The organism is Pectobacterium sp. IFB5596, assembly GCF_021432585.1.
In the GTDB taxonomy this organism is placed as follows: Bacteria; Pseudomonadota; Gammaproteobacteria; order Enterobacterales; family Enterobacteriaceae; genus Pectobacterium; species Pectobacterium punjabense.
Genome location: NZ_LXFY01000030.1, coordinates 74,255 through 98,529 on the forward strand (window position 1 = coordinate 74,255; position 24,275 = coordinate 98,529).

Annotated in this window: 22 protein-coding genes; 9 read left to right on the forward strand and 13 right to left on the reverse strand. The window is 53.0% G+C overall.

Translation table 11 applies throughout. The features are described 5' to 3' along the window. Nucleotides 1-246: 246 nt before the first annotated feature. Nucleotides 247-693 (forward strand): aspartate 1-decarboxylase autocleavage activator PanM, encoded by a 447-nt coding sequence (gene panM, locus A6301_RS18085; RefSeq protein WP_107168653.1) that lies wholly within the window; start codon nucleotides 247-249, stop codon nucleotides 691-693. An 84-nt stretch (nucleotides 694-777) separates the two neighbouring features. Here the strand turns inward: panM and rpoH are convergent, their stop codons facing one another. The 4 genes from rpoH to ftsY all read right to left on the reverse strand — a co-directional run bounded on the left by rpoH (nucleotide 778) and on the right by ftsY (nucleotide 4,983). Beyond that, complete coding sequence (rpoH, locus tag A6301_RS18090) at nucleotides 778-1,635, reverse strand: RNA polymerase sigma factor RpoH (protein WP_107168652.1); 858 nt, start codon at nucleotides 1,633-1,635, stop codon at nucleotides 778-780. A 321-nt stretch (nucleotides 1,636-1,956) separates the two neighbouring features. Continuing rightward, on the reverse strand, nucleotides 1,957-2,925 hold the full coding sequence (gene ftsX, locus A6301_RS18095) for a permease-like cell division protein FtsX (RefSeq protein WP_215483691.1): 969 nt from the start codon (nucleotides 2,923-2,925) through the stop codon (nucleotides 1,957-1,959). After that, nucleotides 2,915-3,586 carry a cell division ATP-binding protein FtsE gene (ftsE, locus tag A6301_RS18100; RefSeq protein ID WP_005976428.1) on the reverse strand — a complete coding sequence of 224 codons (672 nt, stop codon included), beginning with the start codon at nucleotides 3,584-3,586 and terminating at the stop codon, nucleotides 2,915-2,917. Before ftsE ends, ftsX begins: the two co-directional genes overlap by 11 nt. A 5-nt stretch (nucleotides 3,587-3,591) precedes the next feature. Next, a complete protein-coding gene (gene ftsY / locus A6301_RS18105; RefSeq protein ID WP_107168650.1) occupies nucleotides 3,592-4,983 on the reverse strand; it encodes a signal recognition particle-docking protein FtsY in 1,392 nt (463 codons plus the stop codon). A 349-nt stretch (nucleotides 4,984-5,332) separates the two neighbouring features. Between ftsY and rsmD the strand changes: the two genes are divergently transcribed. Continuing rightward, entirely contained in the window at nucleotides 5,333-5,908 is a 576-nt protein-coding gene (gene rsmD / locus A6301_RS18110) for a 16S rRNA (guanine(966)-N(2))-methyltransferase (RefSeq protein ID WP_234258415.1), read from the forward strand. Nucleotides 5,909-5,937: 29 nt separating this feature from the next. Further along, nucleotides 5,938-6,213 carry a DUF1145 family protein gene (locus tag A6301_RS18115; protein WP_161797826.1) on the forward strand — a complete coding sequence of 92 codons (276 nt, stop codon included), beginning with the start codon at nucleotides 5,938-5,940 and terminating at the stop codon, nucleotides 6,211-6,213. An 82-nt stretch (nucleotides 6,214-6,295) separates the two neighbouring features. Here A6301_RS18115 and A6301_RS18120 read toward each other — a convergent pair whose 3' ends face one another. Continuing rightward, on the reverse strand, nucleotides 6,296-6,616 hold the full coding sequence (locus A6301_RS18120; protein ID WP_107168647.1) for a DUF1820 family protein: 321 nt from the start codon (nucleotides 6,614-6,616) through the stop codon (nucleotides 6,296-6,298). 181 nt (nucleotides 6,617-6,797) lie between these two features. On the opposite strand from A6301_RS18120, the gene A6301_RS18125 reads away from it, so the two are divergent. Both A6301_RS18125 and A6301_RS18130 read left to right on the forward strand, forming a co-directional pair. Further along, nucleotides 6,798-7,427, forward strand: coding sequence for a lysoplasmalogenase (locus A6301_RS18125; RefSeq protein WP_205540671.1), 630 nt, complete (start codon nucleotides 6,798-6,800; stop codon nucleotides 7,425-7,427). 89 nt (nucleotides 7,428-7,516) lie between these two features. Continuing rightward, a complete protein-coding gene (locus tag A6301_RS18130; protein WP_234258416.1) occupies nucleotides 7,517-9,883 on the forward strand; it encodes a zinc/cadmium/mercury/lead-transporting ATPase in 2,367 nt (788 codons plus the stop codon). Between the two features lie 59 nt (nucleotides 9,884-9,942). Here A6301_RS18130 and tusA read toward each other — a convergent pair whose 3' ends face one another. Then, on the reverse strand, nucleotides 9,943-10,185 hold the full coding sequence (tusA, locus tag A6301_RS18135) for a sulfurtransferase TusA (RefSeq protein ID WP_103862344.1): 243 nt from the start codon (nucleotides 10,183-10,185) through the stop codon (nucleotides 9,943-9,945). A 216-nt stretch (nucleotides 10,186-10,401) separates the two neighbouring features. Between tusA and A6301_RS18140 the strand changes: the two genes are divergently transcribed. Both A6301_RS18140 and A6301_RS18145 read left to right on the forward strand, forming a co-directional pair. Beyond that, nucleotides 10,402-11,079: a 7-cyano-7-deazaguanine/7-aminomethyl-7-deazaguanine transporter gene (locus A6301_RS18140; RefSeq protein WP_205540669.1), complete on the forward strand. Its 678-nt coding sequence runs from the start codon at nucleotides 10,402-10,404 to the stop codon at nucleotides 11,077-11,079. 185 nt (nucleotides 11,080-11,264) lie between these two features. Then, nucleotides 11,265-11,831 carry a DcrB family lipoprotein gene (locus A6301_RS18145; protein ID WP_234258417.1) on the forward strand — a complete coding sequence of 189 codons (567 nt, stop codon included), beginning with the start codon at nucleotides 11,265-11,267 and terminating at the stop codon, nucleotides 11,829-11,831. A 219-nt stretch (nucleotides 11,832-12,050) separates the two neighbouring features. On the opposite strand, the gene A6301_RS18150 is transcribed toward A6301_RS18145, so the two are convergent. Further along, nucleotides 12,051-13,247, reverse strand: coding sequence for an MFS transporter (locus A6301_RS18150; RefSeq protein WP_234258418.1), 1,197 nt, complete (start codon nucleotides 13,245-13,247; stop codon nucleotides 12,051-12,053). A gap of 117 nt (nucleotides 13,248-13,364) precedes the next feature. On the opposite strand from A6301_RS18150, the gene yhjD reads away from it, so the two are divergent. Both yhjD and A6301_RS18160 read left to right on the forward strand, forming a co-directional pair. Next, nucleotides 13,365-14,387 carry an inner membrane protein YhjD gene (gene yhjD, locus A6301_RS18155; RefSeq protein ID WP_234258419.1) on the forward strand — a complete coding sequence of 341 codons (1,023 nt, stop codon included), beginning with the start codon at nucleotides 13,365-13,367 and terminating at the stop codon, nucleotides 14,385-14,387. Nucleotides 14,388-14,554: 167 nt separating this feature from the next. After that, nucleotides 14,555-15,487 carry a sugar kinase gene (locus A6301_RS18160; protein ID WP_234258420.1) on the forward strand — a complete coding sequence of 311 codons (933 nt, stop codon included), beginning with the start codon at nucleotides 14,555-14,557 and terminating at the stop codon, nucleotides 15,485-15,487. 67 nt (nucleotides 15,488-15,554) lie between these two features. Here A6301_RS18160 and A6301_RS18165 read toward each other — a convergent pair whose 3' ends face one another. The 6 genes from A6301_RS18165 to bcsE form a co-directional block, all read right to left on the reverse strand. Continuing rightward, nucleotides 15,555-17,057, reverse strand: coding sequence for a pitrilysin family protein (locus A6301_RS18165; protein WP_234258421.1), 1,503 nt, complete (start codon nucleotides 17,055-17,057; stop codon nucleotides 15,555-15,557). A 408-nt stretch (nucleotides 17,058-17,465) separates the two neighbouring features. Then, complete coding sequence (locus A6301_RS18170) at nucleotides 17,466-18,758, reverse strand: dicarboxylate/amino acid:cation symporter (RefSeq protein WP_107168638.1); 1,293 nt, start codon at nucleotides 18,756-18,758, stop codon at nucleotides 17,466-17,468. Nucleotides 18,759-19,076: 318 nt separating this feature from the next. Further along, the gene (locus tag A6301_RS18175; protein WP_107168637.1) at nucleotides 19,077-20,225 is read right to left on the reverse strand and encodes a HAMP domain-containing protein; all 1,149 of its coding nucleotides are present in this window, start codon (nucleotides 20,223-20,225) and stop codon (nucleotides 19,077-19,079) included. Between the two features lie 490 nt (nucleotides 20,226-20,715). Continuing rightward, nucleotides 20,716-22,377 (reverse strand): cellulose biosynthesis protein BcsG, encoded by a 1,662-nt coding sequence (gene bcsG, locus A6301_RS18180; protein WP_234258422.1) that lies wholly within the window; start codon nucleotides 22,375-22,377, stop codon nucleotides 20,716-20,718. A 1-nt stretch (nucleotide 22,378) separates the two neighbouring features. Continuing rightward, nucleotides 22,379-22,597: a cellulose biosynthesis protein BcsF gene (gene bcsF / locus A6301_RS18185; protein ID WP_234258494.1), complete on the reverse strand. Its 219-nt coding sequence runs from the start codon at nucleotides 22,595-22,597 to the stop codon at nucleotides 22,379-22,381. Then, on the reverse strand, nucleotides 22,597-24,186 hold the full coding sequence (gene bcsE, locus A6301_RS18190; protein WP_107168721.1) for a cellulose biosynthesis protein BcsE: 1,590 nt from the start codon (nucleotides 24,184-24,186) through the stop codon (nucleotides 22,597-22,599). Before bcsE ends, bcsF begins: the two co-directional genes overlap by 1 nt. Between the last annotated feature and the right edge of the window lie 89 nt (nucleotides 24,187-24,275).

Here is a 24,275-nt window from a genome sequence, read left to right on the forward strand (position 1 = left end):
TGCAAATCAACTAACACTGTCAGAAACAAGCGGAGCAAACAGCATAAAATGCCAGATGCAAAAACCAGCATTTAATTTATATATAGTCAGATATTCTACTTTATGCATTAATTGTTGATGGATTACTCGAAAAACAAAGAATGAGAAAAACATTTGCCCTATTAACCATAACGCTCAAATTACACAACTGTTCCACTACAAAACAACTACATTATTCTTCACTCACATGATGGAGTGCCGATAAAAATGAAACTAACCGTTGAATGCCTCACCCGGTTCAGCCCTCAGGATAAAATTGATCTGGCGAAAATTTGGCCGCATCAGAACATTGAGTTACTCGAAGAAGGGCTCACGCTCGATCGGCGGTTGTTTACCGCCCGTTTTAACGATCGGCTGTTAGGCGGTGTATTGGTCGAGATTGAAGGGGAATATGCGGAACTGAGCGATCTGATGGTGCGAGAAGTCACGCGGCGACGTGGTGTAGGGCAACTTTTGATTGACGAAGCGCGTCGTCAGCTTCCTGAGGTTAAAGAGTGGTGGCTGGCAACGGCCAATCATGCCGCGATCAAAGAGGACGTGCTGGCACGGTTTATGGTGTCCTGCGGCTTCTCACCGGTATCCGGCGGCTGGCGTTATATCCGCAGAAAAGAAACGCCGCTGATTCTTGATGCCATCAATTCAGAGAAGCCGTAAACCGCCCTCGAATTCCTGCCGCTGCAGACACAAACAAAACGACCGGGCATTACCCGGTCGCTTACCAAGACACAATGAAAGCAATTAGGCTTCTATTGCTGCCCGCAGTTTTTTCATCGCATTCTTTTCTAACTGACGCACACGCTCGGCGGAAACACCGTATCGGTCAGCCAGTTCCTGCAAGGTGGATTTGTTGTCATCATCCAGCCAGCGCGCGCGAATAATGTGCTGGCTACGTTCATCCAGCCCTTCCAGCGCATAAGTGAGCTTATCGGCCGCATGCGTTTCCCAGTTGTCTTCTTCAATGCCATCGGCAAAGTCAGACGATTTATCCTGTAGGTAAAGCATCGGCGACATCGCTTTGCCGTCGTGAGAATCCTCTTCCGGCGTCGGATCGAACGTCATGTCCTGTGCCGCCATACGGGATTCCATCTCGCGCACGTCTTTACTGGTCACACCAAGTTCACGCGCGACCAATTCGACTTCGTCCTGATTAAACCAGCCGAGGCGCGTTTTCGTCTTACGCAGGTTAAAGAACAGTTTACGCTGTGCTTTAGTGGTCGCCACTTTCACGATACGCCAGTTACGCAGCACGTATTCATGAATCTCAGCTTTGATCCAATGCACGGCGAAAGAAACCAGACGCACGCCAACCTCAGGGTTGAAGCGACGTACCGCCTTCATCAGGCCGATATTCCCTTCCTGAATCAGATCTGCCTGCGGTAGGCCGTAGCCGGAATAATTGCGGGCAACGTGAATAACAAAGCGCAGGTGTGACAGAATCAGGTGCTTAGCAGCCTCCAGATCGCCCTGATAATGCAGTCGTTCAGCCAGCGCCCGCTCTTCCTCCGCCGTCAGCATCGGATAGGCATTGGCGGCACGAATATACCCTTCCAGACTGCCCTGGGGAACTAAGGTGAAAGTTTGCATATCGTTGGTCATTCAACCCTCTCAATTACTCTGCTCGTCATATTACAGTCGGCTATCTTAGCACTGCTTCACCGCATCGTTTTGCGCGAAAATGGCAAAATGCGGCACCTTAAAGCGTATTTATCGAATACCTTAAAATCCGTCTATTCAGACTGTGATTTCGCTCGCAAGTTCCTATCATTTTATTCACCTCATGCCAGAGATCAAGCAGGAGACAAACGAACGGTGAATCAAGGGGAAAGCACAGCGGGAAGTACAAAGAAGAGATGGCGCTGAGGAGGTTTCCCCTGCAATACGGTCTGAATTACAGGGGAAAATTATACCAGAAAAAGCTTACTGTGGTGTAAAACGACGTAAATGTTGTACCGTTGCCAGCCAGGCGGCCAGCCAGCCAATCATACCGGCGATTAACAGCAGCAGCAGGGACTCATCCCAGCTCAGCCCTTTGACGGCAAACGTCGTACCGAAGACGGCAGCAACCTGCGCCACCACCGCATCCAGTTTCCAAACCAGCGCCTGCGATAAAATCAGCGACAGCACCGCCCCGCCCAGCCCCATCGCCGCCCCACCATTCAGGAACGGACGCAGAATAAAACCGTCCGTCGCGCCGATCAGCTTCATTACGTTGATGGTTTCACGGCGGCTGAAAATACTCAGACGCACGCTGTTACCGATGACCAGGAAGACGGCAACGATCATCAGGATACCAATCGTCGCTGAAATTTGTCCGACAAGGTTAGTCAACGCCACCAGCCGTGCGAACCAGCTGTCGTCCATCCGTACTTCATCCACGCCCTGCGTCGCCGCCACGCGGTCGCGCAGCGTCGTCAACGTGGTGGAATCCTGAAAGCTCATTTTCGGCGTGATAATCGCGACTGCCGGCAGCGGATTTTCTTCCAGCATATCCAGCGCGCCGCCAAAACCAGACCAGTTGCGGAACTCGCCCATCGCTTCATTACGCGACAGATAATTGACTTTATCAACGCCGTCTTCGGATTGAAGCTGCGTGATGACAGCCTGCGCGGCGTTGTCATCCAGCGATTTATCCAGATATACCGTCAACTGCGGCGATGGATACCACTGTGTGGCAGCCTGACTGACGTTTTTCCATACCAGATAACAGATGCTGGGCAACGCCAGCGAGATGGCGATGACCATCACAGTCAAAAAGGTAGCAAGCGGCTGGCGCAGCATATCAGCCAGCGTATTGGTCCAGGCATAGCGCCACTGTTCCTGCCAGCCACCGCGTAGTGCTTTCGCTTTTGCGACAGGCTTTTTCGCATTACGGACGTTATTCGCCATTGTGGTTTCCCCCCACCATGCGGCCATCCGATAGCGTCAGCACACGGTAATGACGGCGAGCGATCAGCCCGGTATCATGCGTCGCCATCAGTACCGTGACGCCAACACGATTGAATTCTTCAAACAGGCGTAAAATCCCTTCTGACAATGCTTCGTCCAGGTTGCCGGTCGGCTCATCCGCCAGCAACACAGCGGGTTTATTCACCACCGCGCGCGCAATGCCCACACGCTGCTGTTCACCGCCGGACAGTTGGATAGGATAGTTTTTCGCTTTATCCAGCAGACCCACCTTGTCCAGCGCCGCAGAGACCCGACGACGAATATCCTCACTGCTGGCACCCGCGATAATGAGCGGCATCGCGACGTTGTCATAGACTGTGCGTTCCATCAACAGGTGGTGATCCTGAAAGATCATGCCGATCTGACGTCGCAGGAATGGAACTTCGCGTTTTTTCAGGCGGCTAATATTGTGGCCGCCAAACAAAATCTGACCCGCGCTGGGACGTTCAATGCCACAAATCAGCTTCAGCAGGGTACTTTTCCCCGCGCCGGAATGGCCAGTCAGGAACGCCATTTCTGCAGGGCGCAGATGGAAATCCACCCCTTGCAATGCCTGACGCCCACCGAGGTAAGCTTTACTGACCTGTTCAAAACGAATCATCCGTTTTAATCCTCTCGGGCAAAAAGTGCCTCAATAAAATCGTCGGCCTTGAATGGCCGTAAATCTTCAATGCCTTCACCTACCCCAATATAGCGGATAGGAATCGCAAACTGGTCGGCAATGGCGAAAATCACCCCGCCTTTCGCGGTGCCGTCCAGTTTAGTCAAGGTAATACCCGTCAGCCCGACCGCTTCATTGAACAGCTTGGCCTGGCTCACTGCATTCTGCCCAGTGCTCGCATCCAACGTCAGCATCACTTCATGCGGCGCGTCTTCGTCCAGCTTCTTCATCACGCGCACAATCTTTTTCAGCTCTTCCATCAGATGCGCTTTGTTCTGTAAACGCCCTGCGGTATCTGCGATCAGGACATCAATACCGCGCGCTTTCGCGGCCTGAATCGCATCGAAAATCACCGATGCCGAATCCGCACCCGTATGCTGCGCGACCACCGCCACATTATTGCGCTGTCCCCAGACCTGAAGCTGCTCGACGGCTGCCGCACGGAAGGTATCTCCCGCAGCCAGCATCACAGATTTACCCTGTGCCTGGAACTGACGAGCCATTTTACCGATGGTGGTGGTTTTGCCCACGCCATTAACGCCAACCATCAGAATGACATACGGCGTTTTACCTTCGATATTCAGCGGGGCGTCCACCTTAGCAAGGATCTCCGCCATTTCTTCTTTCAGCTTCACAAAAAGCGTATCAGCATCTTTCAGCTGGCGGCGACTGGCGTGTTCCGTCAGGCTGCCGATGATCTTACGGGTCGTCTCGACCCCAACATCCGCAATCAGCAGTTGTTCTTCCAGTTCATCAAACAGATCGTCGTCGATTTTCTTACCGCGAAACAATCCGATAAATCCGGAACCTAAGTTCTGGCGCGTTTTCACCAGGCTGCGTTTCAGGCGGGCGAAGAAACCTTCTTTCGTTGGGCGTTCTTGTTCCTGCGCCACAACAGGCACGTCATCTAACTGCGCGGGTTCTTGTTCTTCGTCCTGCACGATCGGATCGAGGGCATCCCGATCGAGGACGTCATGCTCGATCGGGTCACGATCGTCTGTTGCGGGAATAATCGGAGACGACGCGCTAACGTCTGGGGCTACATGTGTCGATTCGCCTGCCGCAACGGTATCCTCACGCTCAGCGACCAATGGGGTCAACGCTTGCGCTTCAACCTCTCTCTTTTCGTCAACGACGCTATTTTCTTCCACTACCGATTCTTCCGGCAGCGGTTGCTCTACGCGCTCCGGCGTAGGCTCAACGGTCTGGTGAGTCGATGCGGCGGCATCTGATTCAGCAACGGGCGCATCTTCAACGACCGGCTTCTCTTCTTGTTTTTCTTCCTGTTTCCCAAGTCCCAGCCAGGAAAAAAAACCGCGCTTCTTTTCTTTTGACATGTGTAATCGCGCTCCACGCTGCTCACCGCAGCGAATCAATCAATGAAAATCATATTTAAACAACAAGTTTAACACTTTCCTGCCGACAGCAACACGCAGCCAGCAGGAGCAATGGCAGACAATCTTCCTCGCTACTCACAATCTTCGTAACGAAAGGCAATGTCCGTAACGAAGTGTGTCAGACGCCGCGTGTTACCCGAAGACCGCCGACAGCACAAAATTTTGGCTTAAGCGCCTTAACGCCCATCTTAACATTCCCTCTACACGTAACCGCCGTTAGAATAGCGCCAGAAATTTCCTGCCCGCATCCACACCATGATGATGCGGCACAACAATAACCCTGTGAGCTATGGCTAAAAAAAATGCATCGTCAGCCGCCGGACAAATCCGAATCATCGGTGGTCAATGGCGCGGCAGAAAACTCCCGGTACCTGATAGCCCCGGTTTACGCCCCACCACTGACCGCGTGCGGGAAACATTGTTTAACTGGCTGGCTCCCGTGATTCAACAAGCGCGCTGTCTGGACTGCTTTGCTGGCAGCGGCGCGCTCGGGCTGGAAGCGCTGTCTCGTTATGCGGCTCATGCCACATTATTGGAGATGGAACGTGCAGTCGCCCAGCAATTAACGCAAAATCTGGCGCTGCTTCGGGCGGAAAACGCTGAGGTGGTCAATACTGATGCCCTGAACTGGCTGGCGCAACCGGGTACGCCGTTCGACGTCGTGTTTCTCGATCCACCGTTTCGCAAAGAGCTACTGAACAACACGCTCGCACTGCTGGAACAACAGGGCTGGCTGGCACCCGACGCGTGGATTTACGTGGAAACCGAGGCGGAAAATGCGCAGCTGACTATCCCGGAAAATTGGCAACTACACCGTGAGAAAATTGCCGGTCAGGTCGCCTACCGTTTATACATCCGTCAGTGATCTTTGCAGCAACGTAAGGGTAAGAGATGATTTTGATTAACCTTGGCAGGCTATTGATGCTGGGCGTGTGGGGATTTCTGCTGCTTAACCTGATTCAGCCATTTCCCAAGCCGTTGAATATTTTCATGACCGTGGCGATGGTGTTTATGATCCTGATGCATGGTTTTCAGCTGCTGCTGTTAAAATCCAGCCAGCCGAAGGACAGCCCCGCGCTGAACCGCGCGCTTCAGGCTCGTATTTTCCTTTTTGGCGTGTTTGAATTGCTGGCGTGGCAGAAAAAGCAGCCTAAGCCACCGAAGCCGTAATCGCTTCCGGGACACAATATTTCCTGGGGCACCAGGCATCAATACCGTGCCCTTTCGTTCCACAGAGGGCGCACCGCAAAAATCAGGACTTTTTACCGGGAAGGTAGGGGAACGCGGTGACGTTATCGCCTAAATCAGAAATGCGAGCGCTGCCTTTTTCCGTCACGGCATCAATACGAATAATCGCCTGCAAAGGGATGAAACTGCGGCTAACGCCGGAGAATTCCGTTTTTAGCTTCTCGGTTGACGGGTCAACCAACAGCGTAGACTGACTATCAAACACAAAGTCGGCAATTTCAATAAAACCGAACAGGCTGCTTTGTACCAACTCACGCACATAAAGCTGGTAGTTCTTACCGTTATTTATAAATTGAATACGATAAAGTGCGGATTCATTACTCATTCAACACAATGCTCCCTTCAGCGACGTCGCGGCGTAAAAACGGGCGATAACATAACATGAAGCTCACGAAAGGCGTATCCGTCTCACGCCGTGTTGTTTAACTTCCTCACAATCCCCTACACTGGATAAAGAACGGTTTATTTTTATCCTGACACAAACAAAAACACAAAAAGGACACGCTATGCTTTGGTCATTTATTGCTGTGCTTTTTTCTGGTTGGCTGTATGTGGACGCCAGCTATCGTGGCCCAACGTGGCAGCGTTGGTTATTCAAACCCGTCACCATGCTATTGCTGCTGGCGCTAGCCTGGCAGACACCGCTGCTCGGCGTGCCGGGCTACCTGATCGTGCTGGGGTTACTGGCAACGCTGGTGGCAGATACCCTGCTGCTGCTCCCGACTCAACGCCTGCTTTACGCCTTTGCGGCCTATTTCCTTTCCCATTTGCTGTACACCATCGGTTTCTTTACCGGGCAAGTCTCGTTCACGTTTTTCTGGCCGTTGGCATTGACGCTGATCGTGGTGGCTGCACTGCTTATCGCCATTATTTGGGGGCGATTGGACGCACAGCGCTGGCCTGCCTGCGCATTTATTATCATGACGACGCTGATGGTCTGGATTGCCGGTGAACGTTATTTTGCGCTGGGGACAAACGCGAACTTCTCCCTGCTGACAGGCACCGTACTGCTGTTTATTGCCCATGCGGTATGGCTGATTCACCATTATCGTTTCCCGTTCCGCGCCCATCAGGCGATTGTGGCGGCGGGCTATTTTGGCGGCCATTTCTTGATTGTTCGCTCCCTCTATTTCTGACGTTCGCGACGCTCACGAAAATCTGGCTAAGCCTTGAGCGGCGGTGTAAAGTTCCTGATGAGAATGGCAATCACTAATAGGGGGAAGACATGCACTCTCATCAACACCACCACAGCGCTGAGAAATCAGCCTGCTGCAATAACGGCGTTCACCATGCGCCACGCAGCACCACTCACAGCACTAAAAGCTGCTGTAGTGAACACACCCAGCATTCGAACCACGCCGACCACAGTTGCTGTTCAACCAAACACACGTCTGATGCCGTGGTACAGACCGCGTGTGGCACAGAGCAGCATTCGTCAGACAGCGGCGGTAGCGCGGATTCCGACGACCCCGACGGTGGCGACAGCGACAGGCCCCGACCCAACCAGCGTTTCAGCTGGAAAATCAGCGGAATGGATTGTCCCAGTTGCGCACGTAAAATCGAAAATGCAGTAAAAAATCTCACCGGAATTGAACAAGCCAAAGTGCTGTTCGCCACCGAAAAACTGGTGGTTGATGCCTACACCGATATTCGCCCTCAGGTTCAACATGCCGTTCAGCAAGCGGGCTTCACCTTGCAGGACACCGCATTCCCTATTGCACCACCCGACACCTCTACCGTACGTCGTTTCGTACATGAATATGGTTTCTTAATACTTTTCACTTTGCTGGCTGCTGCAAGCTGGGGACTTTCCCTGCTAAGCGAGCGCGGCGGGCAGATCGCGTTTATCGCAACCACAATTGTCGGGCTGATTCCAATCCTGAAAAAAACGGTGCAGCTCATTCGTACGGGTACACCCTTCGCGATTGAGACACTAATGAGCGTGGCCTCCATCGGGGCGCTCTTAATTGGTGCCACCACCGAAGCCACCGTTATTTTGCTGCTGTTTATGTTGGGCGAATATCTGGAGTCTTACGCGGCAAACCGCGCCCGGCGTGGCGTAACGGCACTGATGGCGCTGCTTCCTGAAGACGCAACGGTCGTCGGAAACGGGCAGCGACGCCTCGTCCCTGTTGCGAGTCTGGTCCCCGGTGATGTCATTGAAGTCGCCCCCGGCGGGCGACTCCCTGCCGATGCGGAGCTATTGAACAACGACGCCAGCTTTGATGAAAGCGCCCTGACCGGCGAATCGGTGCCCGTTGAGCGCACACCGGGTGAGAAAATTGCCGCAGGTAGCCTGTGTGTCGATCGGGTTGTGCAGTTACGTGTGGTTTCACAGCCGGGCAACAGCGCCATCGACCGCATTCTGCAACTGATAGAAGAAGCAGAAGAGCGGCGCGCACCGATAGAACGCTTCCTTGATAAGTTCAGCCGCTACTACACACCGGCCATCATGCTGCTGTCACTGCTGGTGATTTTGGTGCCGCCATTGCTGCTGGCACAGCCGTGGCAAGAGTGGATTTATCGCGGTTTGACGCTGCTGTTAATCGGCTGCCCGTGTGCACTGGTGATTTCAACGCCTGCGGCGATCACCTCTGGGCTGGCTGCGGCAACGCGCCGGGGGGCGCTGATTAAAGGCGGCGCCGCGCTGGAGTCGCTGGGCAGCATCAAGACCATCGCGTTTGATAAGACAGGTACGCTGACGGAAGGCAAGCCGCAAGTGACGGACGTGTTACCCGCCACAGGTATTAGCGAAACGGCGCTGCTAACGCGAACCGCCGCAGTGGAGTCAGGCTCGCACCATCCGCTTGCCAAAGCCATCGTCCAGCATGCGTTGTCCAACAGCACATTCCTGCCGATGGCAGAAAACCGTAAAGCGCTGGCAGGTGTCGGCGTTGAAGGTACGATAGGCGGCAAGCGGATTCAGGTCAGCGCGCCAACTCGTGTCGCGTCCGATCTGCTTGATGCCGACTGGTTGCAACGAGTTGATTCGCTGGAAAGCGAAGGGAAAACCGTGGTGGTAGTGCAAGAAGACGACAGGCTACTAGGTTTGTTGGCGTTGAGCGATACGCTGCGCCACGATGCGCGTGAAGCGTTGGATGCCCTACAGCAGTTGGGGATTCGCGGCGTCATGCTCACGGGCGATAATCCCCGTGCGGCGGCAGCCATTGCCGCGACATTGGGGATCGATTACCGAGCCAGCCTGCTCCCTGCCGATAAAGTCACGGCAGTCAGCGAATTGAGTAAGCAGCACCCCGTAGCGATGGTGGGCGACGGCATCAACGACGCGCCAGCGATGAAAGCCGCAACCATCGGCATCGCGATGGGAAGCGGTACAGATGTGGCGCTGGAAACCGCCGATGCAGCATTAACCCACAGCCGCCTGACCGGGCTGGCGGCCATGATTAGCCTGTCGCGAGCGACGCAGCATAATATTCGTCAGAACATTATGATCGCACTGGGGCTGAAAGCCGTATTTCTGGTCACCAGCGTGCTGGGCATTACCGGGCTGTGGCTCGCTGTGCTGGCGGATTCCGGCGCAACGGCACTGGTCACCGCCAACGCGCTGCGGCTGCTGAGAAAACAGGACTAATCGCAGTCTACGGTGCGCGGTGTAACGCCGCGCACCTGCGGCTGGAAGTATGACGAGTATTAACCCTTGCGCAGCAGATAACGATAGGGAAGCTGTTCGGTCTCCTGCGCCAGAAGCTCATGCTCCATATACACGCAAAAACCGGGAATATCGCGAGTGGTGGCCGGATCGTCGGCAATAATCAGCAGCGTTTGCCCGGTTTCCATCTGGCGCACCGTCTTACGTACCATCATCACAGGCTCAGGACAGCGCAACCCCTGCGCATCAAGGGTTTTATCCGGGTTGGTAAAGGGATCGGTCATCAACATTCTCAGTACTGGAATCAAAAAACCGCCTTAGTTTACGCTGAGGATTTCCCGACGCAAGCGACGACAACGTTTGCGCAGAAAACAACCATCTTTTCCTGGCAAAACACATTGCATTAGCGAGGCAATTGCGTATTATGCCGCCGCGTTGCAGCATAAATCTGCACGTTATTCCTTGGGTTCCCTAACCCCAATAACCAAAAAGGTCACATTATGTATCGTTTTACTCCCCAGCAGCGGCTTACGGCGCTGATCTGGCTATCGTTGTTCCACGTCCTGATCATTACGTCGAGTAATTATCTGGTTCAGCTCCCGGTATTGATTTTCGGTTTTCATACTACCTGGGGCGCGTTTACCTTCCCGTTTATTTTTCTGGCCACTGACCTGACGGTTCGGGTTTTCGGTGCACCGCTGGCGCGTCGTATCATTCTGACCGTAATGGTGCCTGCGTTGGCGATCTCCTATCTGGTTTCGTCACTATTTTATCAGGGATCGTGGCAGACGTTCGAGGCGCTGAGTCAGGTGAATATCGTCGTGGCACGTATCGCCTGCGCCAGCTTCATGGCGTATGTTCTCGGTCAAATTCTGGATGTCCACGTCTTCAACCGACTGCGCCAAAAGCGCGCGTGGTGGGTGGCACCGGCTGTTTCAACCGTGTTTGGTAACTTCAGCGACACGCTGGCCTTTTTCTTCATCGCATTTTACCGCAGCACCGATGTCTTCATGGCGGCAAACTGGGTCGAAATTGCGATGGTCGATTACGCCTTCAAACTGCTTATCAGTCTGGCCTTCTTCCTGCCGATGTACGGTGTCATGCTGAACATGGTGCTCAAACGCCTGAGCGAGCAGAAAAGCACTGCCGACTATCACTCCGCCAGCAGTCACCATTAATTCTTATCGGGCGGTGATTCACACCGCCTTTTTCCTTAAGCCACTCATCGTTTTGTAAAAATAACGCAGGCTCAAACAATGGTTTGCAACAACAAAATGCTTGTTTTTGCTATCTGAATAGGGTGCCATACTGTTATTACCTGTTTAAAAAGATTACCTGTTAAAAAACGAGAGAAAGGGAACCTATGTCGAATGTAATCAAATACCTCGGTGTCGGCCTGCTTGTCGGCCTGCTTGCTGCCTGTGATGGCAAAACGGATGACGCCGCAAAAGCGGGCGCACAAGATAAACCTGCCGCCGCAGCCAGCGCGGGCCAGAACATTGAATTACTGGAGGGTAAAATTGCGTTTACTCTACCAGCCGATATGAGTGACCAAAGCGGTAAAGTCGGTACACAAGCAAACAACATGCACGTTTACGCGAATGACAACGGGCAGAAAGCTGTCATCGTGATTCTTGGCGATGACACCACGGACGAGTTGGCCGTGCTGGCGCAGCGTCTGGAAGATCATCAGCGCACGCGTGACGCCAACCTTCAGGTCGTTACCAACAAAACCATCGACGTTGACGGCAAGAAGCTGCAACAGCTCGACAGCATTATCACTAGCAGCGGACAGCAGGCTTATTCCTCTGTAGTGTTAGGCAAAGTGGAAAACCAACTGCTGACCTTGCAGATCACGCTGCCAGCCAGCAATCAGCAACAGGCGCAGAGCGAAGCGGAAGGCATCATCCACACGCTGAAGCTGAAATAATCGACGCTATCGTCTGAGAGTAGCCACTTCGGTGGCTATTCGAAGGACATAACAAAGCACGCAGAGCGGCGATAATGGATAGATCGTAAAGACGCTGTAAATACATCCATGTACGCTCGAGCCGCGCCATCCTTGGCGCGGACGCTTTACTCTTCTATTCCATTATCCCCGTTTTCATTTCATGAATTAGGATTGTCTACGGCCTGTATTGTCATTCTCTTATACGCTGGTGATTCGCTGAGTCAGTCGCCACGTCAGTGCCAGACCGCATAGTCCCAGCAGCGCCGCCGCCAGATAAATAGAGGCGATACCGGTATAGGCCATCAGCACACCCGCCACTGGCCCGACGATGCCCAGCGATAAATCGAGAAATATCGTATAGGTTGCCAGCGCGCTGCCCTGATTCTGTGGTGATACCGCCTTGACGGCCACAACCCCCAATGCTGGGAATACCAAAGAGAAACCCGCCCCTGCGAGGAATGCACCGACTTCCGCCATGAGCGGTTGCACCGCGCCCCACACCAGCAGCAAGCCTACAATTTCAACCACAAAACACGCCATCGCGACGCGCAGCCCGCCAAACCGCTGAATACTGTTGGGGAAGACTAGCCGCGCCCCAACAAAAGCACAGCTGAAAATGGTCAAGGTCAGCGCGGCGCCATCCCAATGACGATCGGCATAAAACAACGTGATGAATGTGGCGATCACGCCAAAACCCGCAGAGGCGATCGCCAGAATAATGCCGTAAACCCAGACTTTCCCCAGTACTTCGCGGAAGGGAATCTTTTTACCGGGCGCGACCTGCACGGCCGGACGCGGCAGCGCGAAGATAATCGCCACGGCGGCGATGAGAATGATGCACACCGAGAGCAGCTTTAGCCCACCGATATGATTGAGCCAGACGCCGAGCGGTGCACCAATCGCCATCGCACCGTACGTCGCGATGCCATTCCACGAAATCACGCGCCCGATATGTCGGGAGCCCACCACGCCAACGCCCCAGAGCGTTGCACCGGTTCCTGCAAAGCTCTGTCCGGCACCCAGCACGACACGTCCGAGACACAGCAGCAGCAGCGTGATCGCGGGCGACGCATCGCTAAAGGCAGCAAACAGATAAAACACGCCGCTCAGCATGACACCGACTAATCCCCAAACGACAATCTTTTTCGGCCCTTTTTCATCAGCACTGCGACCGGCATGGGGGCGGCTCAATAGCGTGGAGAAATATTGCAGGCTGATGACCAACCCGGCCCAGAATGCGCTATAGCCAAGGTGGTCATGCACATACCCCGGCAGCACCGCCAGCGGCAGACCAATATTCAAATAGCTGGCGAAGTTGAACGCCACAATCGAAACGATACTCAGATTAAGGCGCAGACCACTCAGCGCCGGTTCGGATGGGGAAGGTGTTGGCATGGAAAATTCACTCGCTTAACGTCCGTGTATGACGTACGTTCAAAAAACATCGAAAAGTAACATTCTTATATTGTTGGTTATAATCAATCTTATAATCCCGAACACAGGAGAAACGCAATGCCTGTACCGGCAGACCCGGATCGCAAACCAACATCGTCAACCCCAGAAGGGGACACATTGCCACAGAAGCCGCTCTCGTTTCTGGGCAAGAGCAAACGTCTGGCCGCACGAATTCAGGCGATTCCCAGCGTGGCACACCTGATTCGCGCAGGCGAACGTTTCAACGATCGCATGGGCAACCAGTTTGGCGCGGCGATTACCTATTTTTCCTTTCTGTCGCTGATCCCCATTCTCATGGTGTCTTTTGCCGCCGTAGGTTTCGTGTTGGCCTCTAACCCCGACCTGCTGACCGGGCTGATTAACCGCATCGTTAACAGTATCAGCGATCCCAATCTGGCTAATACGCTGAAAAGTACCGTCAACACCGCCGTGCAGCAGCGTACCACCGTCGGGCTTACCGGTTTGCTGATCGCACTCTATTCCGGTATCAGTTGGATGGGAAATCTGCGTGAAGCGATTCGCGCTCAGTCGCGTGACGTATGGGAACGAAACCCGAAAGATGAAGAGAAAATTTACTTTCAGTACACGCGGGATTTCCTGTCGCTGACCGGTTTGGTTATTGCGCTCATTATTACGCTTTTCCTGACTTCTGTTGCTGGCACCGCGCAAAACATGATCGTCACCGCGCTGGGGCTGGATGGCATCGAATGGCTACGTCCCGCGTTGACACTGATTGCGCTGTCAATCTCCATCTTCGCCAACTATCTGTTATTTCTATGGATATTTTTTGTTTTACCGCGCCACAAACCCAAGCGCAAAGCGCTCTTTCGCGGCACGCTGATTGCCGCAGTCGGTTTTGAAGCCATCAAATTTGCGATGACCGTCGCGCTGCCTAAACTCGCCAGTTCTCCTTCAGGAGCTGCGTTCGGCTCGGTTATTGGCCTAATGGCGTTCTTCTATTTCTTCGCGCGCCTAACGCTTTTCTGCGCTGCCTGGATCGCGACGGCGAACTACAAAGGCGACATCTCGACAGACCAGAGCGAACAAGAGAAAGAGAAAGCACCGCCCCCTCCTCGCTAAAAACAGCGGGAAAGCGCTGGTTTTCCGATCTGCGTCATGAAAAAATAAAACATCGTTTCAAGGCTATTGACTCAGTCTCACGTAATGTTGAGACTGAGGTTAATTTCGCGTTTTTTATACCCGAATAATTCGCGTCCCAGGGTACCTTTTCAAACAGGCCAAAAGTGATGACAACTACTAACATTGCCGTAATCGGCGAATGCATGATCGAACTGTCGCAGAAGGGCACGGATCTTAACCGTGGATTTGGCGGCGATACGCTGAACACTGCCGTTTACATTGCCCGTCAGGTAAACGCTGAAAAGCTGGGCGTGCATTACGTGACCGCACTCGGCACCGATAGCTTCAGTACAGAGATGGTTGCCGCCTGGCAAAACGAAGGGGTGAAAACCGACCTGATTCAGCGGCTGGATAACAAACTGCCCGGTTTATATTTCATTGAAACCGACGATAGCGGCGAGCGCACATTCTACTATTGGCGCAACGATGCCGCGGCACGCTACTGGTTGGACAGCCCGGAAGCAGAAAAAATTGGTCAGGCGCTGGCGCAATTTGACTATCTCTACCTGAGCGGCATCAGTCTGGCGATTCTGAATGCCGAAAGCCGTCAGCGTCTGCTCGCCCTGCTGCGCGCCTGCCGCGCCAACGGCGGTAAAGTGATTTTTGATAACAACTACCGTCCACGTCTGTGGCAGAGCAAGGAAGAAACGCAACAGGCCTACACCGACATCCTGTCCTGTACGGATATTGCCTTCCTGACGCTGGATGACGAAGACATGCTGTGGGGTACGAAGCCGCTGGAAGTGGTGCTGGAACGGACGCACGGTTTGGGCGTTAGCGAAGTCGTCATTAAACGCGGTGCCGATTCCTGCATCGTGTCAGAGCGCGGGCAAGAACTGGTTGATGTTCCCGCGATCAAATTGCCAAAAGAGAAAGTGGTTGATACCACCGCAGCAGGCGATTCCTTCAGCGCGGGCTATCTATCAGTTCGCCTGAACGGCGGCAGCACGCAGGAAGCGGCAGAGCGCGGTCACCTGACGGCTAGCACAGTCATTCAATACCGTGGCGCGATCATCCCGCTTGACGCAATGCCTGCGTAAACATGACGTCGTGTGATAATAAGCAAAAGGCCGCGACTGCGGCCTTTTCTCTTTACGGATCGCGGGATTACTGCGCAGCGGGAACCTTGTCCTGTAATTTAGCGTCTTCAGACGCTGCCGCAGACGCGCTGGCAACAGGTTCGACGGCTGGCGTCATAATCTGGTCGTAGGTTTCCTGTAGCGCCTTCATATTCGCTTCAGGTTCACCCGGCTGTTGGATCAACATCATCGTCGTATCTTGTACCAGTTGCTGGTGCAGCTCCTGATTCAGGATATCAAGCGTTAAGGCAGACAGATAAGTCTGACGCAGTTTCTGATACTGCTCGGGAGCAATATCCACCACACCATTCTGCTGGGATCGCAAACGCTGATCCATCAGGATGTCCGTGCTGGTACGTGCATAGGTGGCAAACAGCTTATTCAATTCGTCCGTCTTACGCGCGATCAACGCGTCAAATTCTTGTTGTGTCAGCCCTTTTTCACGCAGCGCAGCCAGCTCGCGCGCCATAAATATCACACTCGGCTCAACGCTCTCACTATTCGGGACATCCATATGAATTGCACACTGAGAGCGGGTATAAAACACGTTGCAGTCGAAACGGAGATTGTTGCCCTTCTGCGGGCTCTTCTCGAGCACCTGCTGAAGGTGCCAGAACATCGCTTCTCGCGTCATGTCGCCCAGCCAGTAGCGAACCAGCGCCTGAGATTCACGAATCGGGTGCCACGGCGCATCCCACATCAGCGACAGCGTATCCTGCTGAGCATTGTTATTCATCAGGCTAATCGCCTGTGGTGGCAGCGGGCTTAATGTCGGCAGCGGCGCAGGCGTTTCGCGTTTGCCTTCCAACGGGGAGAAGGCTTTACCGATCTGCTCGATCACGTTGCGGTTATCCACATGACCAACGATGTAGAGCGTCATCGCATCTGGCGTATACCAGGTTTTATAAAATTGCTGAAGTTGCTCGCCATTCAGCGGCGGTTTGACGTCTTGAGCCGGATCGTGCGCCAATAGGGGTGAACCTTTCAGGCGATAGCGCCAGCTCGGGTCCTGCGGGTTAATCGGAAAGGTGGTCACCTGATCGGGAACCTTCAGCGCGGCCTGTAGCCTTTTTTCGTCGAACGTCATCTGCCCTGCGCTTTCCGCTAGCCACGCCAACGCTTCTTTCAGCAGTTCCGGGCGATTATTCGGCAGGCTCAGGTTATACGACGTGAAATCGTACGAAACAATGACCGGGGGCAGGACGCGTGAACCGTTAGCGTCACGCATCCACATGGAAGGCAACTGAGCAGCAGACAGCTTATCACCGGGCGCGAGTGCCAGACGAGGAAGAAAATGTGCAAAGCCCACTTGCTGGGCGTTTTCCAGCAACGATCCAGCATTAACAACCAGACGTAGCTCAACCCGATCGCCGGGGCGCTGTGGTGTGGTTAATAACTGCCAGGTAAAACCATTGTCCAGTTTACCCTGCTGCCAGGCAGGATCGGGCTGTAGTGCTTCAGCCTGCACGCTGCTGCTGACCATGGCCAGCAACACACCACCAACGAAAAGCGCCTTTTTGGTGCCCTGCATGTGAACCCCTACTTATAGCTATCCAACATAATAATGTGGTTATTGTTGATCATTATGGTGGCCTTGCGTCTGCCACCGCACACTCTCGTGGATATATCACGGAAAAAAATTGAAGACGCGAAGTGTACCATTCCCTTGGACAGCGCGCTTTTGTCTATGTCACTTCAGGAGGTGAAATAATCTGCAAAAAAGATAAAAATAGTCATATTTAACAATATTTTTACGTTTTGGGACGTTTAAAAAGTGGAGGAAAACCGTTGGGTTGGGTGCAGCTTGTTTACACACAAAAAATTTACAGACAAAAAAATTCCCCACGGTGCAGAGCGCCGTAGGGAATTGATTTAGAAAACTAGGCTTACGAGAACCAGGCTTACATGATAACTACATGCTTACAACTGCATGCTGGAATTACGACTGTGCCGTTGGCGTGGCCGCGTTATCGCCCTTATTGTTACCGGACAGCTCAGCGTCTAGTTTCTTCTCATCCAGCTCGCGACAGTATTTTGCTACCACGATAGTCGCAACACCGTTACCAATCAGGTTGGTCAGCGCACGAGCTTCTGACATGAAGCGGTCAATACCCAGAATCAACGCCAGACCAGCAACAGGCAGATGGCCTACGGCAGACAGCGTTGCTGCCAGTACAATAAACCCACTTCCCGTCACGCCTGCTGCGCCTTTAGAGGACAGCAACAGCACCACCAGCAGCGTAATCTGATGCCAGATATCCATGTGGCTGTTGGTTGCCTGAGCGATAAACACTGCCGCCATTGTCAGATAGATGGAGGTGCCATCAAGGTTGAACGAATAGCCGGTAGGGATAACCAACCCGACGACAGATTTCTTACAACCGACCTTCTCCATCTTCTCCAACATACGTGGCAGCACGGATTCAGAAGAGGACGTACCCAGTACGATCAGCAGTTCTTCACGGATGTAACGAATGAATTTGAAGATACTGAAGCCCGTTGCTTTCGCAATGCTGCCCAACACCAGAAATACAAACAGAACACAGGTGATGTAGAAGCAGAGGATCAGTTGCCCCAACTGCACCAGCGTACCAACGCCATATTTACCGATGGTAAAGGCCATGGCACCGAACGCACCCAGAGGAGCCAATTTCATGATCATGTTAATGACGCCGAAAATGACCTTGGAGAAGCTGTCGATCACATCAAAAATGACCTTGCCCTTTGGCCCCAGGCGGTGCAGCGCAAAGCCAAACATCACAGCAAACAGCAGAACCTGCAAGATATTACCGCTGGCAAACGCACCAACCACACTCGCCGGGATCACATCCATCAGGAATGGAATCAGACCCTGTTGCGAAGCCTGTTGGGTATAGACCGCCACCGCAGAAGCATCAAGCGTACTCGGGTCGATATTCATTCCCACGCCTGGTTGCACCACGTTGACCACGACCAGACCGATAATCAGCGCAATCGTACTCACAATTTCAAAATACAGCAGAGCGGCCGCACCAGTACGACCGACCGACTTCATACTTTCCATGCCTGCGATACCGGTTACGACCGTACAGAAGATAACCGGCGCAATAATCATTTTAATTAATTTAACAAACCCATCGCCCAGAGGCTTCATTTGCTCACCAAGCTGGGGGTAGAAATGCCCCAACAGTATCCCTATCGTAATGGCGGCAAGAACCTGAAAATAAAGACTTTTAAAAATTGATGTTTTCATACATACGTCCTATGGTGGGGAAAACACAGGAGGGGAATAGGGTACGAAAATGCCGCCTGTGATTGCGCCGGAAAGTAACATTGCAATAACAAGCTGAGAATGTTTTATAAGTTTAGTTTGTGAACGACAGGTTAAAAACAAGAGCTGAATCACGTCAGCAAGAGTTATAAAGAAACATCAGTGCAATTTACTTGTAACAGATGCACATTTTTACAGCAGAAAAAATCCGTAAAAAGCTCTCAAAGCCCCGCTATACGGGGAAGATGCCGTTCAGGGAATACCACGATAAAAAGTAACATTTTCGTTACCTTTTAATACTCAGGAAGACGCGATAAGGAGATGAATACCGCATTTCTTATCACACCGCGCCAGCTGCATGGCGAAACGCGCCTGCGACAAACGCAGTGCCGCCTCCTCTGGCCGAGGGTCGGTAATCGTTAGGACACCGGCGCTGACAGCCCGAGCAGGGTGCGATCCCGTAGGTAAAAAGGGGGAATTAATCGCCAGCATCACGTTTTGTGCCCAATCTTGCGCCCGTCCAGCGGATTCTAGCGTCTTCCCGATGATGGCGAACTCGTCACAATCGAGGCGCGCCAGATAAAGGCTCCCTGCCTCATGTTGTTCTTCTATCACCGCACAGAATTGCTTCGCAAGCGCAGCCATATCGCTCTGGCTGGCGGAGGAATCAAGCCCAAAAACGAGCAGGCTAAACGGAGTCGCATCCGCCAGACGCTGCTCAAGGCGTCGTATAAAATGCGCGTTGTCCGGCAACCCGACACCTTCAGTACTGGCAGAGAGAGATTGCTCCAGCAGTTGTTGATTACGGTTGTAGCTGCGCACTAGCGCGCCCAGCTCATCATCCTGATGCCAGGGTGGCAGCGTGAGGGGTCGGTGAAGCATCGCATCCGGCGGTAGATTCTGTAACTCGACAATAATCCCACGCAGCGGGTGTATCAGAAGTCGGTTAATGCACCAGGTAATGGCGATCGACATAATCAACGCCAGCAGCAGATACGTCGCCAACATGGTTGAAAAGGTGCTGACGATAAATTGATACATCCGATAGGAATCTGCCTGCAAGACCAGATGCGCCAGCGGTGCCGAATATTGCGTCTGCGGTGGCGAATAGAGTGGAATAGAGATACGGATCGGCAGCTTAAAGACCCGCGCGATCCAGTCCGGCACCGGGCGTTCTTTCGGGAAATTGGCGTGGAGCGTCTGAAAATCATCCGGCAGCAATACATCTGCCCGGCTAAGAAAGGCAACCGGAAGCAAGCTATCCAGAATATTGCCAGCGCGTTGCACCTCCCCTTGTAGCACCGCGTCCGTCAGTGGTTGACGCACGGAATACGCGATGCTTTCCAACTGCTTGGCATAATCCTCACGGCGCTGGTGAACGAAGTGGAAAAGCTGTATGACGATGAACAGACTGATTGTCACCAGTGCCACGGCAGACACGGCTGTCATCTGTTTAATCGTTAATGAACGTCTGAGCCGCAAGCGCTTTCTCCGTCAACCTTTTTATGCAGATCTGAATATCTGACCCATACACAGCGCGAAAAACGCACCGCCACGCGCACCAGTAGCGCGCTGGAAACAGTATAAGGCAGCTTATCGCCGCCTCAACGCTGTTTTCTGCTGGTGCTCAGGGGATTTCATCTTAATCCTAGGCTCCCTTTGGCGGGAGCCGTAACGCGGCCTCAGAATAGGGGATATCCCCTGTATAAGCCAGCATAGCGATTCAGGGGCAGTGCGAAGATAACGAGCGATGAAGAAAGGCGGGCAGCAGCAGCCTCGCCGCTACCCGATAAGACGTGTGATGACGGGCTACTCTTGCTCACTTAAGCCCGTTTTTAGGGGAAACACAGGGGGAGGTTCCCGCAGAGATGCCTCACCCCGGTGGTCGCCCGTGTATCTCGATACTTAAACGATTCGCACTATGTTATGGCGATTGACGCTATTGCGGATATGGCACCCAGTCTCCGCCGTTCAAACGAATGTAGGGTTTTCCCTGATATTGCATCACGATCGCGTTCTCATTCTCCGAAATCGCTTCCGTTTGCGGCAACGTGCTCGCCAGCGTTTGCCAATCCACAGAAGGTGCGGTGAACACTTTGCCGTCCACCATCCGCGCGACCAGTTCCGAAATCGCCAGATAGCTGCTCGGTGACGTCACCTCCAGCGCGTCGCCCTGATGCGGGGCCTGCAAACCAAACAGTTTTACGCCGACAGGAATATGCGTGATGCTCGGACTGGGAATATCACGTAGGCCAGACATTTGCATCTTATCGCCAGCCAGCGCTGCGCCGTGCTCCGGTACCACCACCACCATGACTTTGCGACCAGATTTCTGCAACACGTCAAAAAAAGCATCCAGTTGGTCAAACAGAATCTTTGCACGTGGCGCATAGTCAGCCGACTGGTTGGTGCCCACAAAGCGGTTACCATCATGCAGCGGAATCAGGTTGAAGAAGGTCGCGTTACGCGTCGTCGTTGCTTTATTTCGCTCACCCAACCAACGATTTAACAGCTCCAAATCGTTATAAATCGGCTCACCGTCGAACGAGGTAATCTGGTGGCTGATGCCCTCCTGTGACAGCATCGGAATCTGAATGTCACCCTCTTCACGCACCTCACGCAGGTAATTCCCAAAGACGCCGGAATGATCGAGCATCAGTTGCTCTTCAAAACCCAGTTTCACCAAATTACTGAACAAGAAGCACTGCTGGTTCACTGGCTGGTACAAATCGGTGTGAGACTGTTGACCACAGCTTGCCCGCAGCAGGCGAATTGACGCCGGTCCGCTATACGCGGTAGCAGAGTTAAACTGACGGAACAGGATATCGAACTTCTTCCACAGCGGATGATTTTCCAACTGCGCCACTTCTATATCCGACCATGCCAGCGAACAAATGTTGATAATCAGGAGATCAAAGGGCTGCGCATCCTGTGGCAGCACGGTAGGAAACGCCGTGGTGCGCGCCTTTTCTCGCGTATAAAACTGGTTCAAATAAGCAGTGAGGTTCGCGTTCGTTGGCGGTAAGGTGGCCTCGGGTAGCGCGGTCTCTCCGCCCGTTGGGGAAGCCGCGGCCGAGGGCGCGGGCGTCGTCGATGCCGCAGGCATCAGCGAAACGGCAGGGCCTGCCAGATTAACAACGTTTAGCCATGCCAGCGCCGCCACGGTAAACACCGTAATACGAATCCACTGCGCGAAGAACAGGTAAGCCACGATGATAACCACCGCCGCACCGACCATTTGCCAGTTAATGAAGCGGTCTAACAGCTCCAGCAAATAGGCGGCGCTAAAGCCAGCAACCTGCGTCCCCTGGCTGAGAATACTGTTGATGCCCGGCAGCCAGGTATCGTGGTAAAAAAGCCCGATACCGAGCGGAATGGCAATAATATGACGCCAGCGGTGCAGCGTGACGTTGGGGATGGGGAACAACAAAAATGCCAGAAAGACCAGATTAAGCAGCGGATGAAAATTCAGGTATCCAAACCATAACAGGGCAAATTTCAGCAAAAAATACACATTCCAGGCACCGAGACCACGCCAGTAGCGCCACGTATCCTGCTGTTTTTTCGTATCTTGCTGTTGCTTGCGTGTTTTTTCGTCCATTTTATTTTTTAGTCTCTGCTGAAGTCGGCTTGGTTGAGACCGTCTTGGTTGAAGAAGGGCTACGCATCCAGACACTTGCTGGCTTCAGGTAACGCGGCGACAATAGCCTGTTTTTCCAATACTGAAGCCAGTGGGGGACCACACGGTGCGCCAAATAGCCAAGCGTAAAGAAGATGACCGCGCTTAATAGCACCAGTTGAACGATATCAATCAGATTCATCATGATGGTTCTCCCGGCACACGGGTCGGTAAATCGGGTCCCAGTAAATCAGGGTTTAGTAAATCAATCGCAATAGGCTCACGCCGCGGCGTTTGGCTGCGTGGTGCAGATTCGGTCTGCTGCAATTGGACGTAATCATTAATCTGCTGTTCTTGCCCGGAAGTGCTGTCCTGCACCAACGATTTGATTTCCGCTAAAATCTGTAAGTCTTGTGACCACACAATCCGATTACTGAACACTTCATCTACCGGAAGACGGAAGATAGACTTCAACGCGATATCCAATTCATTCAAACGACAATTAGACAGAAATAAAAACAGACGGCCCTGCGCGATCGTGACGACATCACCAAAACGCCGCAGCGTGCACAGCGTCAGCACCTGCGCTGCTCGCACCCCCGGAACCGGGCGCAATGCCACCAGCACGCCTTTGCTGCCTTCAGGCATCAATGTACTATCAATCAACATTTGCACAGACTGGCGAAAGGTCTCAGGCGGCTGATAGCCCTTAATTTGCAGCGGCCGCATGGTGGTCAGCAGAACCTCGACATCGACAGGAACATGTTTAGTAAAGCGCTGCCCTTGCACGCTTTCAATCCGTGTCAGGAAGCGAGATAGCGGTTCTGAATGGGAGACAATAAGATTTGCGCCACACGCCAATAGCAAGCGTTCGTCGCTGGCGCGCAGGCAGGGCTTCATTTCCCGCACCACAATCTTCAGCAATTCACCACGCTGCCGCCGCAGGCTATGAACCTGTTTGACGAGTGTATCCACCTGATTGGTTTGATTCAGTGCAAAAACGAGCGTCGCCGCATTCGTCAACATGCCGGTTTGTACCAAAATGGCATTATCGTCCAGTAACTGCCAATTTTCTGACAGCGCGGGGGCACCCTCCATCACGCTCTTTTCCATCAAAAAGAGCCCATCGTCATTCAGAGATGGTGTGAGGATGGGTTCCTCTTCCGCCAGCATTTGCCAACCGCCATGATCGGGTTGCAGCATCTGTACCTTATTCGCCCGCACGCCTCTTTCCGTTGCCCACCATGACACCAGATACTGTGCGCGATCCTGCTGCCATTGCAGGCTGGCCAAGCCGTAAAGCCCGCGGTGTTGGGAGATCAACATATTTCTCAAACGGGTTACGCCGCTGCTATGGCTGAGAACCACCAGCGTACATTGGCGCTGATGTAGCCATACTGCCGTGTCATCCACCCAGCGCTGTAGTCTTTCCGGTGAGATATCTCTCCACAGGCTGGCGGGAGCATAAAGCACTAACAGACGATGTTTCGGACGTAATGCGCGCATCAAGTCATCGGTTAAATTCAGCAACGCGGCTTTATTTTCCGGCAATATATAGCAAGATAACTGTTTTGTTTCGGTATTAAACAATGTCGTCAACAGCGCGTCAGACCGTTCCCCACAGCCGATTAACGCCACTCTCGCGTCGTTATTTTGGCTATGCATAACTTGTTGGCAAAATAATGCGGCATCAACCTGTCGGTCAATATTCACCCAATAAAATCCCGCCAGTTGGAGCGTAGCCAACTCATCCCAAAGATGACGGATACCTAATGAAAAGTTCTGCTTCATAGACTGATTTTCTTTTCCGTTAATGGCAGCGTTCCACCTTAATAACACAGTCAAAATAAACTCTAGCAGCCCCCCGAAGGATCACAACT